Consider the following 11,232-nt stretch of genomic DNA (forward strand, 5'->3'; position numbering starts at 1 on the left):
AATTATGGATCTTGTTGGGTGGGGCCTGGCGCGGCCATCGGGGGACCCCGAACGCACCCTCGCGCAACCCTGGCCTAGCTCCACGAAAAAGGGCCGCCCGCGGGCGGCCCTTCTCGAATTCCGGCTCTTCGTCCTCTTGGAAGATTTCGAAGATGCCGTGACGTCCACCGAAAATCGCCTAAGCGATTTCAGCGCTCCTCTTAGAAGATTTCGAAGAGGCCGGCCGCGCCCATGCCGCCGCCGACGCACATGGTGACGACGCCGTACTTGTAACCGCGGCGCTTGCCCTCGTGCAGGATGTGGCCGGTCGCGCGGGCGCCGGTCATGCCGTAGGGGTGGCCGATGGAGATGGCGCCGCCGGAGATGTTGTACTTGGCCGGGTCGATGCCGAGCTTGTCACGGCAGTAGAGGCACTGAGAGGCGAAGGCCTCGTTCAGTTCCCACATGTCGATGTCGTCGATCTTCAGGCCGTTGCGCTCCAGCAGCTTCGGAATCGCGAAGACCGGGCCGATGCCCATTTCTTCCGGGCCGCAGCCGGCCACGGCCATGCCGCGATAGGCGCCCAGCGGCTCCAGGCCCAGGCGTGCGGCTTCCTTGGCTTCCATCAGCACCACGGCGGCCGCGCCGTCCGAGAGCTGGCTGGCGTTGCCGGCGGTGACGTACTTGCCTTCCTTGACGAACTGGCCGCCCTTGAAGACCGGGGCGAGCTTCTGGAGGTCGGCCAGGGTGGTCTGGGGCCGGTTGCCCTCGTCCTGGGTCAGGGTGACTTCCTTCTCGGAGAACTCGCCGGTCTCCTTGTTCTGCACCATCATGATCGAGGTCAGCGGCGCGATCTCGGCGTTGAACACGCCGGCGGCCTGGGCCGCGGCGGTGCGCTGCTGGGATTGGAAGGCGTATTCGTCCTGGACCTCGCGGCTGACGCCGTAGCGCTCGGCCACGATCTCGGCGGTCTCGATCATCGAGACGTGGATTTCCGGCACGTGCTGGTCGAGCCACTTATCGGAGGTGCGGAAGCGGTTCATCTTGTCGTTCTGGACGAGGCTGATGCTTTCCAGGCCGCCGCCGACCGCCACCTGGGCGCCGTCGTTGATGATGTACTTGGCGGCCGTGGCGATGCCCATCAGGCCCGAGGAGCACTGGCGGTCGAGGGTCATGCCGGCGACGGTGTTCGGCAGGCCGGCGCGCAGGGCCGCGCGGCGGGCGACATTGGCGCCGGACGAACCCTGCTGCAGGGCCGCGCCCATCACCACGTCGTCGATGGTGGCCGGATCGATGCCGGCGCGCTCGACCGCGGCCTTGATGGCGTGGCCGCCCAACTCGGCGGCCGAGGTGTTGTTGAAGGCGCCGCGATAGGCCTTGCCGATCGGCGTGCGGGCGGTGGAGACGATGACGGCTTCACGCATGGAGAGCTTCCTAGGAGTTGGGAGATTTCGTCGGTCCCCGGCGCGGTCGGGCGCCGGGGACTGTCTTGGCGGGTGGTCGCCTTAGAGGTCGGAGAACTTCTTGTTTTCGGCGACGAGCTTTTCCAGGAGCGCGGCCGGCTTGAACTGGTCGCCCATGGTGGCCTGGAATTCCTTCATCTTGGCCAGCACCTTGGCCGGGCCGACCTGATCGCCGTACCACATCGGGCCGCCGCGATAGACCGGCCAGCCGTAGCCGTTCTGCCAGACCACATCGATGTCGGAGGCGCGGATGGCCTTGCCCTCTTCGAGGATCTTCGCGCCCTCGTTGATCATCGGATAGATGCAGCGCTCGAGGATCTCGTCGTCGCTGATCTTGCGCGGGTTGGCGCCCGACTTGACGATGAAGTCGTTGATGATCTTCTCGGTGACCGGCGAGGGCTTGGCGGCGCGGTTCTCGTCGTAGTCGTAGTAGCCGGCGCCGGTCTTCTGGCCGCGGCGGTCCATTTCGCAGAGCACGTCGCGGATGCTCTCGCCCTTGGACTTCTCCTTGACCCAGCCGATGTCGAGGCCGGCCAGGTCGCTCATGGCGAAGGGCCCCATCGGGAAGCCGAAGTCGTAGAGCACGCGGTCGACGTCCCAGGGCATGGCGCCCTCCAGCACCAGCTTCTGAGCTTCACGCTGGCGCGCGCCGAGGATGCGGTTGCCGACGAAGCCGGGGCAGACGCCGACCAGCACGGCGACCTTGCCGATCTGCTTGGCCAGCTTCATCGAGGTGGCGATCACCTCCTTGGAGGTGTGATCGGCGCGGACGATCTCCAGCAGCTTCATTACGTTGGCCGGCGAGAAGAAGTGCAGGCCGATGACGCTTTCCGGACGCTTGGTCACCGAGGCGATCTCGTCGATGTCCAGGCCCGAGGTGTTGGTGGCCAGGATCGCGCCGGGTTTGCAGATGGCGTCGAGCTTGGTGAAGATGTCCTTCTTGATGTCCATCCGCTCGAAGACGGCCTCGATCACCAGATCGACGTCCTTGAAGCTGTCTTCCATCGACAGCGAGCCGGAGATCAGGGCGCAGCGCTGCTCGACCTGCTCGGCGGTGATGCCGCCGCGCGAGGCGGTGCGCTCGTAGTTCTTGCGGATGGTGGCCAGGCCGCGGTCCAGGGCGTCCTGCTTCACCTCGACGATCACCACCGGGATGCCGGCGTTGGCGAAGTTCATGGCGATGCCGCCGCCCATGGTGCCGGCGCCGATGATGCCGACCTTCTTGACCGGGATCAGGGCGGTGTCGTCCGGCACGTCCGGAATCTTCTGGGCGGTGCGTTCGGCGAAGAACGAGTAGCGCTGGGCCGCCGACTGGGAGCCGCTCATCAGTTCGAGGAACAGCTTGCGTTCGGTGGCCAGGCCTTCCTCGAACGGCTGGTTCACCGCCGCCTCGATGCAGCGGATGTTGTATTCGGGGGCCAGGAAGCCGCGGAACTTGCGGGCGTTGGCCTTGCGGAAATCGGCGAAGATCTCGGGCTTGCCGCGGGCCGCCTCGACCTTCTCGTTCTGGTCGCGGATCTTGCGCAGCGGACGGCCCTCGGCGGCCACCTTGCGGGCGAAGGCGATCGCGCCGTCCTTCAGCTTGCCTTCCTCGACCAGTTCATCGACCAGGCCGCCGGCCAGGGCTTCCTTGGCGGGCACGTGACGGCCGCTGGTCATCATCTCCAGCGCGCGTTCGGGGCCGACCACGCGAGGCAGGCGCTGGGTGCCGCCGGCGCCCGGCAGCAGGCCAAGCGCCACTTCCGGCAGGCCGAGCCTGGCCGACGGAACGGCGACCCGGTAATGGGCGCAGAGGGCGACCTCGAGGCCGCCGCCCAGGGCGGTGCCGTGGATCGCGGCGACCACCGGCTTGGGCGAATCCTCGATCTGAGCCTGGACCTCGGGCAGGCCGGGGCCGGCCATGGCGCCGCCGAACTCGGTGATGTCGGCGCCGGCGATGAAGGTGCGACCCTCGCAGATCAGCACGATGGCCTTGGCCGCGTCGTTGGCGTTGGCCGCCTTGAAGGCTTCGTACAGGCCTTCGCGGACCTTGGCCGACAGGGCGTTGACCGGCGGCGAATTGAGCGTGATGACCGCGACGTCGCCGTCGAGCGAAAGGTCGGTCACCGAATTGATTTCGGCCATGGGGCGCATCCTCGACTGTTTGGAAAAGACGGCTCGTGAGCTTGACCGTCCTTGGATTCAAACGGTTGTTTATAGGCCCCGGCAAGCGGGCGCGAGTCAAAAATCCGTAGGGTTTTCGAGCCTGCGGCGCCGGCTCATAAGCGCTCGGATCGGATCGGCCGATCGGCTCGGGACTCAGCAGGCAAGGAAGCAAGGCATGGCTCAGGGACTGTTCTCGCTGGAGGGGCGCGTGGCCCTGGTCACCGGCGGTTCCCGCGGCATCGGCAAGATGATCGCCAAGGGCTTCCTCGATGCAGGGGCCGCGCGCGTCTACATCTCCTCGCGCAAGCCGGCGGCGTGCGACGAGACGGCGGCCGAGCTGGGAGAGCGCTGCCTCTCCATGCCGCAGGACGTCTCGACGGTAGAGGGTTGCCAGGCGCTGGCGCAGCGCCTGACCGAAGCCGAGCCGAAGCTGGACATCCTGGTCAACAACGCCGGCGCCGCCTGGGGCGCGCCGTTCGACGAGTTCCCCGAGAGCGGCTGGGACAAGGTGCTGAACCTGAACCTCAAGTCGCCGTTCTTCCTGACCCAGGCGCTGCATGGCGCGCTGAAGGCCGCCGCCAGCCGCGACCAGCCGGCCAAGGTCATCAATATCTGCTCGATCGACGGCATCCGGCTCAATCCGCAGGAGACCTATTCCTATCACGCATCGAAGGCCGGGCTGATCTACCTGACCCGCCGGGTCGCCGCCGAACTGATCAAGGATGCGATCAACGTCACCGGCATCGCGCCCGGCGCCTTCGCCTCGGAGATGAACCGCGTGGCCCGTGACCAGGGCGAGGCGATCGCCAGGCACATCCCCTCGCGCCGCATCGGCCGCGACGAGGACATGGCCGCCGCGGCGATCTACCTGGCCAGCCGGGCCGGGGACTATGTGGTGGGCGAGACCATCGCGGTCGACGGCGGCGTGGCGCTGGCCAGCATCGGCGGGCTCTAAACTTCACATCGGACGGCCACGCTTTCGGCGGTTTTGCGTTATGACCTGCTCCAAGAGCAGCAGGCGCCGCGTTTGACCGAGTCCGACCCCAAACCGCCGAACCGCGCCGCCCGCCGTCGCTGGCGGCGCGCCCATACCGCCGTGGCCGTGGTGATCGTGGTGACGATGGCGGCCGGCGCCGGCGTGTACATGGCGCGGCGGGTCATCGCGCGCGAACTGCTGGTCGGCTGGCTGGATGCGCGCGGCGTGCCGGCGCAGGTGGAGTTTCGCCAGTTCGACTATGGCGGCTTCATCGCGCGGGTGCGGGCCGGGCCGGCGGGCGATCCGGACGCCAGCGTCGAGCGGGTGGAGGTGCGCTACGGTTTCACCGGGCCGTGGGCCGGACGGCCGCTGGGCGTCGAGGTCGCCTCGATCAAGCTCTATCGGCCGGTGCTGAAGGGACGCTTCCGGGACGGAAAGTTCAGCCTGGGGTCGCTGGACCGGGTGATTGAGGCGTTCACGCGCCAGCCGCCCCGGCCGGACGCGCGCCAGCCGCGGATCGAGATTCATCGCGGGGTGTTGTCCCTGACCACCGACTACGGCGCGCTGAAGGCCTATGCCGACGGCCGCATGGAGGACGGCAAGCTGATGGCCCTCGACGCGCGGCTCGACCCCGCGCGGCTGAAGGGAGCGGGGCTGGACGCCGACCTTGGCCAGACGACGCTGCGGCTGGCGACGACCGGGCCGCGGGTCGACCTGGTGCTGGTCGCGCCGGTCAATACGGCCCGTTTCCAGGGAGGCTCGGTCAAGGCGGCGCGGTTGAACCTCTCGCTGCAAGGTCCCTATCCGGACATGCGTCGCCAACGCGGCGACGGGCGGCTGTTCGCCCGCGCCGAATTGTCGGGCGAGGAGGCGCGGCTGGGCGCCGATAGTCTGCAGGGCGTACGGCTGACCGGTGATTTCACCGGCGCGGTCAGCGGGTGGGCGCGCACCCTGGCGCTGCAGGGCGACGGGACGCTCAAGGCGGCGGTCGCCGGCGGGAAGCTGGCCGGGACGCAGGTGGATCGGCTGGGCGGCGACGCCTCGCTGGGCGATATCCGCTGGACGCGGTCGGCCGGCGATGTGGTGTCGGCCGAGATCAGCGCGCGCTTCGCCGCCGACCGCGTCCTGAACGGCGACCTGACGCTGAGCGCGCCTCACGGGGACCTGGACGGGCTGATCGCCTTCGATCCGGAGCGGCTGGATGTCGCCCTGCGCGGGGCGATCCAGTCGCGCGGGGCCTGGTCGGGCCTGGGGCCGGCGCGGGCCGGCGACCTGGCCGAGACCGCGGCGTTGAAGCGCGCCCTGGCCGGCTTCCAGCTCACCGCCAATTCGGTGGCGGTGAACGCCACGCGCGACGATCTCTCGATCAGCCTGGGAACGCCGGTGCGGCTGCGCACTGACAGCGGCGGCGAGGCGCTGTTCTACCGATCCGGGGCGCCGGTCTACGCCAATGGGCGCGGCGGGTTCGGCCTGACGGTCAAGGGCGGGGGGCTGCCGGAGGTCGACCTGGACGTGGCGCGCTACAGTTTCGGCGCAGGCGGCCTGGCGGCGGAGCTGGCGCTCAAGGCCAAGGGCGGTTTCGCGCCGGTCTCGGGCGCGAGCCTCGACGCGGCGGGCGAGCTGCGCGTGGCGGGCGGGACAACCACCTTCGCCGCCAGCCGCTGCATCGCCGTCGGCGCAGAGCACGTGGAGCTGGGCGACAACGACCTTGCGAAGGTGGACGGCTCGGTATGCCCGACCGGCGGCCCGCTGCTGAGCCTGGCCGGCGGGCGCTGGCATGTCCGGGGCTTGGCGAAGGACCTTTCCGCAGAACTGCCCGCGACCGAGTTGCGGATCGCCGAGGGCGCGGGAACGGTCGACCTCTCGGGCGCCGGGGAGCGGATCGACGGGCAGGTGACGTTGGCGAGGGCGAAGGTCGCCGACACCGCGGCCGAGATGCGCTTCCGTCCGGTGCTGGCCTCCGGCGCGGTGCAGGCCAAGGGCGGCGCCTGGACCGGCGGCTTTGCGCTCAGCGATCTCGCCCGCCGGCGGCTGGCCGAGGGAACCCTGGCCCAGGGCCGCGACGGGCGTGGGGGCGTGAGGTTCGACACCGGCATGCTGACCTTCGCGCCCGGCGGGTTGCAGCCGGCGGGGCTGTCGCCGATGGCCGCTGTGCTGGCCTCGCCGGCCGAGGGGCGCGCGCGGTTCGTCGGCCAGATGGATTGGGGCGAGGGCGCGCCGACCAGTCGCGGGACCCTGCTGGTCGAACGGCTGGACTTCGTCAGCCCGATGGGGCCGGTGACTGGACTGTCCGGGCAGGCGCAGTTTGCGAGCCTCCTGCCGCTGGAGGCCGCGCCCGGCCAGTTCCTGAAGGCCGAGAAGATCGACACCCTCGTGCCGCTCACCGACGTCCAGGTGAGCTTCGGACTGGAGAGCGACGCCGTGGTGGTCGAAGGGGCGCAACTGGCCATGGGCGACGGCAAGCTGGTCTTCGATCCCTTCACCCTGCCGTTCAAGCCGGGCGAGCCCTGGAAGGGGGCGATCAATATCGAGGCGGTGCAGGTCAAGGACCTGGTCGAGGCCTCGCCGTTCGGCGACCGGGTGGACCTGGAGGCGCGGCTGACCGGCCGGGCGCCGTTCGAGGTGACGCCCCAGGGCGTGCGGGTGTCGGGCGGGGTGTTGCGGGCCATCGAGCCGGGCCGGCTGTCGATCCTGCGCGAGGCCTTCACCACGGTCGGCGCCGAGGGCGGCGGGGTCAGCGCTCCGGTTCCCGTTCCCGAGGAGGCGGCGCCCGAAGCCACCAATGCGATCACCGAATTCGCCTATCAGGCGATGGAGCACCTGGCGTTCGACACCCTGGACGCCCAGGTCGACAGCCAGGACAACGGCCGCCTGGGCGTGCTGATGCACTTGAAGGGCGAGCACACGCCGCCGAAGAAACAGGAAATCCGACTGACGATCATGGAGCTGCTTCGCCAGAGCTTCATGGACAAGAGCCTGCCGTTGCCGTCGGGAACCAAGGTCGACCTGACGCTCGACACCTCCATCAATCTGGATCAGATCCTGAAGGACTTCGCCGAATACCAGGCGCTTCGCGGTTCACAAGCCGTTCAGCCGTGACCGCCTAATCTGCCCACGAGACTGGAGACGACGTCATGAAGAGAACCCTGCCGCTCGCGGCGGTCCTGGCCGGAGCGGCCCTGACCGGGGCCTGCACGCCGACCGTGCGCGTGGAGGTCGCCCCGATCACCATCTACGCCAAGCTGGACGCCGATGTCCGGCTGCGCCTGGACGACGACGTCAAGGCGCTGATCACGCAGAACCCGAACCTGTTCTAAGGGGATGAGCATGACTTTCCACAAACTGATGGCGCCTGTCGCCGCCGTGGTCGCCAGCATCACCTTCGCCGGCGCCGCCTATGCCGATCCCGCCTCCGCCAAGGCCGCCGTCGACGCCGCCAAGGCGCAGGGCGTGGTGGGCGAGCAGGCCGACGGCTTCCTGGGCTTCGTGAACGCCGGAGCGGCCAGCGCCGACGTCCGCGCCGCCGTGGCCGAGATCAACGCCGGCCGCCGCGAGCTCTACAATCAGGCCGCGGCCAAGAACGGCGTCAGCCCGGCCGCCGCCGGGGCCTCGGCCTATCGCACCGTGGTCCAGGGCAAGCTGAAGGCGGGCGAATTCTACCAGGACGCCGGCGGCGCCTGGGTGAAGAAGTAGTCGCTAAGGCGCGCGTTCCGCGCCAAGCCATCTCTCCAGCGGGGCGGTGGTCGCTTATGGCGAAGATGTCGCGGTCCCTTCTCCCCTTGCGGGAGAAGGAAGCTCGCTCAAAAATCCATATGCGACAGTCCTCCCCGGCCGGAGATCAAATGGAAGCGACAAAGCAAAAAGGGCGTCCCGCGGGACGCCCCTTTCATTGCGTGATCGGGGCGGGGAAGCGACCGAATTCCAAGCTTCCCCGCCCGTCACCCCATCCGCTCTCGCGGATTACAGCGCCCGGTAGGCCGGGAGGGTCAGGAACTCCTCGCAGGCCTCGGACAGGCTCATGTCCTTGAAGATCGCCACGGCCTCGGCGAAGCGGCCGGTCTCGAAGGCCGCAGCCGGCAGCACCTGGCGCAGGCCCTCCATCTCCTCGTCGAGCAGCTTGAGGAACAGGGCTTCGTCGACCGTGCGGCCGTCGTCCAGCTTGGCGGCCTGCTTGATCCACTGCCAGATCTGGGCGCGGCTGATCTCGGCGGTCGCGGCGTCTTCCATCAGGTTGTAGAGCGGCACCGCGCCACGGCCGCGCAGCCAGGCCTCGATGTACTGGACGCCGACGCGGATGTTCTCGCGCAGGCCGTGCTCGGTGCGCACGCCGGCATGGACCTTCAGCAGGTCTTCGCGGGTGACGTTGACGTCCTCGCGCAGCTTGCCGAGCTGGTTCGGGGTCGGCATCAGGCGGTCGAACACTTCCATGGCCACCGGCACCAGGTCCGGGTGGGCGACCCAGGTGCCGTCATGGCCGTTGCCGGCCTCGCGTTCCTTGTCGGCGCGGACCTTGGCGAAGGCCGCCTGGTTGGCCGCGTCGTCGCCCTTCACCGGGATCTGGGCGGCCATGCCGCCCATGGCGAAGGCGCCCCGGCGGTGGCAGGTCTGGATCAGCTTCAGCGAATAGGCGGCCAGGAAGTCCGAGCCCATGCCCATGACCGCGCGGTCCGGCGTCAGGGCGTCGGGCTGGCGGCCCAGGCGCTTGATGTACGAGAAGATGTAGTCCCAGCGGCCGCAGTTGAGGCCCGCCATGTGGTCGCGCAGTTCGTAGAGGATCTCGTCCATCTCGAAGGCGGCGGGCAGGGTCTCGATCAGCACCGTGACCTTGATCGTGCCGTTCGGCACGCCCAGCGCCTGCTGGGCATAGACGAAGACGTCGTTCCAGAGCCGCGCCTCCAGATGGCTTTCCATCTTCGGCAGATAGAAGGCGGGCGTGGCGCCGGCGGCGATCTGGGCCTTGGCGTTGTGGAAGAAATAGAGGCCGAAGTCGAACAGGCCGCCGCTCATCTCCTGGCCGTTCACCAGGGCGTGGGCTTCGGGCAGGTGCCAGCCGCGCGGGCGCACCATCAGGGTCGCGACCTTGTCCTTCAGGGCGTAGGTCTTGCCGTTGCCGGCGTCGGTGAAGCCGATCTGGCCGGACCAGCGGTCCTTCAGGTTGATCTGGCCTTCGACCATGTTCTGCCAGGTCGGCGAGGAGGCGTCCTCGAAGTCGGCCATGAACACCCGCGCGCCGGAGTTCAGCGCGTTGATGATCATCTTGCGATCGACCGGGCCGGTGATCTCGACGCGGCGGTCCTGCAGGTCGGCCGGGATCGGAGCGACCTTCCAGTCGCCGTCGCGGACGGCCTTGGTGCTTTCGAGGAAGTCGGGCTTCTCGCCGGCGTCGAAGCGCTTCTGGCGTTCGGCGCGCGCGGCCAGCAGTTCGAGGCGGCGGTCGTTGAAACGGGTGTGGAGCTCGGCGAGGAACGCCAGCGCCTCGGGAGTCAGCACCTCGGCGGCACGACCTTCCACAGCGCCTTTGATCTCGACAGGGCGGGGGGCGACGTCGACGGTCATGCTGAAAATTCCTTGAATTACTCGGGGACGAAAAAAGCGAGCCCGCCCTTGCCCGTAAGCCGGGGCGGGCTCGAGGAGAGACATCCGGGCGCTGGAAGCCCTGACCTTAGGCGGGCAGTACGAACTGCTCGGAGGCGATCGAATAGCGGACGGCGGCGTTGCTGCGGGTCTCCTGCGAGACGCGTTTCCACGCTTCCTTGGCTTCGTCGCGATCCTCGAACGGGCCGATTACGTGCGGGGCGCCGTTCTTCAGGGCCTTGAAGGCCATGCAGCTATATTCGCCGCCGACAACCCAATACCGTTCCTTGGTCATGGTCCTCTGCTCCCCCGGCTTGCGCCGGAACCGAGTTTCCGGCCGGACCTTCGGAAAGCTTCCCGAACGCCCGGCCGGCCTAAGCTGACGATCAGATCGCTTACGCGAACTGGTTCATCGTGTTGTGGACGCCGCCGGCCTTCAGGGCCGCTTCACCGGCGAAGTACTCCTTGTGATCGTCACCGATGTCGGAACCCGACATGTTCTGGTGCTTCACGCAGGCGATGCCTTGGCGGATTTCCTGGCGCTGGACGCCCAGGACGTAGCCGAGCATGCCGGCCTCGCCGAAGTATTCCTTGGCCAGGTTGTCGGTCGACAGGGCCGCGGTGTGATAGGTCGGCAGGGTGATCAGGTGGTGGAAGATGCCGGCCCGCTTGGCGCCGTCCGCCTGGAAGGTGCGGATCTTCTCGTCGGCTTCGGCGGCCAGTTCGGTGCCGTCGTAGTCGACGCTCATCAGCTTCTCGCGGTCGTAGGCCGAGACGTCCTTACCGGCCGCCTTGTAGGCGTCGTAGATCTGCTGACGGAAGTTCAGCGTCCAGTTGAAGGACGGGCTGTTGTTGTAGACCAGCTTGGCGTTCGGGATGACCTCGCGAATGCGGTCCATCATCGAAGCGATCTGCTCGACGTGCGGCTTTTCGGTTTCGATCCACAGCAGGTCGGCGCCGTTTTGCAGCGAGGTGATCGAGTCGAGGACGCAGCGGTCCGCACCGGTGCCTTCGCGGAACTGGAAGAGGTTCGAGGGCAGGCGCTTCGGACGCAGCAGCTTGCCTATGCGGGTGATGATGACGTCGCCGATGCCG

Annotated in this window: 9 protein-coding genes; 4 read left to right on the forward strand and 5 right to left on the reverse strand. The window is 68.3% G+C overall.

Features of this window, described 5'->3' with window-relative positions:
* Positions 1-200 precede the first annotated feature (200 nt).
* Both ACE3TL_RS14910 and ACE3TL_RS14915 read right to left on the reverse strand, forming a co-directional pair.
* Positions 201-1,403, reverse strand: coding sequence for an acetyl-CoA C-acyltransferase (locus ACE3TL_RS14910; protein WP_374579464.1), 1,203 nt, complete (start codon positions 1,401-1,403; stop codon positions 201-203).
* Between the two features lie 81 nt (positions 1,404-1,484).
* The gene (locus ACE3TL_RS14915; RefSeq protein ID WP_374579465.1) at positions 1,485-3,566 is read right to left on the reverse strand and encodes a 3-hydroxyacyl-CoA dehydrogenase NAD-binding domain-containing protein; all 2,082 of its coding nucleotides are present in this window, start codon (positions 3,564-3,566) and stop codon (positions 1,485-1,487) included.
* Positions 3,567-3,762: 196 nt separating this feature from the next.
* Here ACE3TL_RS14915 and ACE3TL_RS14920 point away from each other — a divergent pair, with 196 nt between their 5' ends.
* The 4 genes from ACE3TL_RS14920 to ACE3TL_RS14935 all read left to right on the forward strand — a co-directional run bounded on the left by ACE3TL_RS14920 (position 3,763) and on the right by ACE3TL_RS14935 (position 8,256).
* Positions 3,763-4,542, forward strand: coding sequence for an SDR family oxidoreductase (locus ACE3TL_RS14920; RefSeq protein ID WP_374579466.1), 780 nt, complete (start codon positions 3,763-3,765; stop codon positions 4,540-4,542).
* 72 nt (positions 4,543-4,614) lie between these two features.
* Entirely contained in the window at positions 4,615-7,662 is a 3,048-nt protein-coding gene (locus ACE3TL_RS14925; protein ID WP_374579467.1) for a YdbH domain-containing protein, read from the forward strand.
* A gap of 35 nt (positions 7,663-7,697) precedes the next feature.
* The gene (locus ACE3TL_RS14930) at positions 7,698-7,880 is read left to right on the forward strand and encodes a YnbE family lipoprotein (protein ID WP_374532911.1); all 183 of its coding nucleotides are present in this window, start codon (positions 7,698-7,700) and stop codon (positions 7,878-7,880) included.
* 10 nt (positions 7,881-7,890) lie between these two features.
* Complete coding sequence (locus ACE3TL_RS14935; protein ID WP_374579468.1) at positions 7,891-8,256, forward strand: YdbL family protein; 366 nt, start codon at positions 7,891-7,893, stop codon at positions 8,254-8,256.
* A gap of 267 nt (positions 8,257-8,523) precedes the next feature.
* Here the strand turns inward: ACE3TL_RS14935 and aceB are convergent, their stop codons facing one another.
* From aceB to ACE3TL_RS14950, 3 genes are all read right to left on the reverse strand, one after another.
* Positions 8,524-10,119: a malate synthase A gene (gene aceB, locus ACE3TL_RS14940; RefSeq protein WP_374579469.1), complete on the reverse strand. Its 1,596-nt coding sequence runs from the start codon at positions 10,117-10,119 to the stop codon at positions 8,524-8,526.
* A 106-nt stretch (positions 10,120-10,225) separates the two neighbouring features.
* The gene (locus ACE3TL_RS14945) at positions 10,226-10,432 is read right to left on the reverse strand and encodes a DUF4170 domain-containing protein (protein ID WP_374532914.1); all 207 of its coding nucleotides are present in this window, start codon (positions 10,430-10,432) and stop codon (positions 10,226-10,228) included.
* Positions 10,433-10,532: 100 nt separating this feature from the next.
* Positions 10,533-11,232, reverse strand: a 700-nt coding sequence (locus tag ACE3TL_RS14950) for an isocitrate lyase (RefSeq protein ID WP_374579470.1), incomplete at its 5' end; no start/stop codon positions are given.

Source organism: Phenylobacterium sp. (genome assembly GCF_041920015.1).
In the GTDB taxonomy this organism is placed as follows: domain Bacteria; phylum Pseudomonadota; class Alphaproteobacteria; order Caulobacterales; family Caulobacteraceae; genus Phenylobacterium.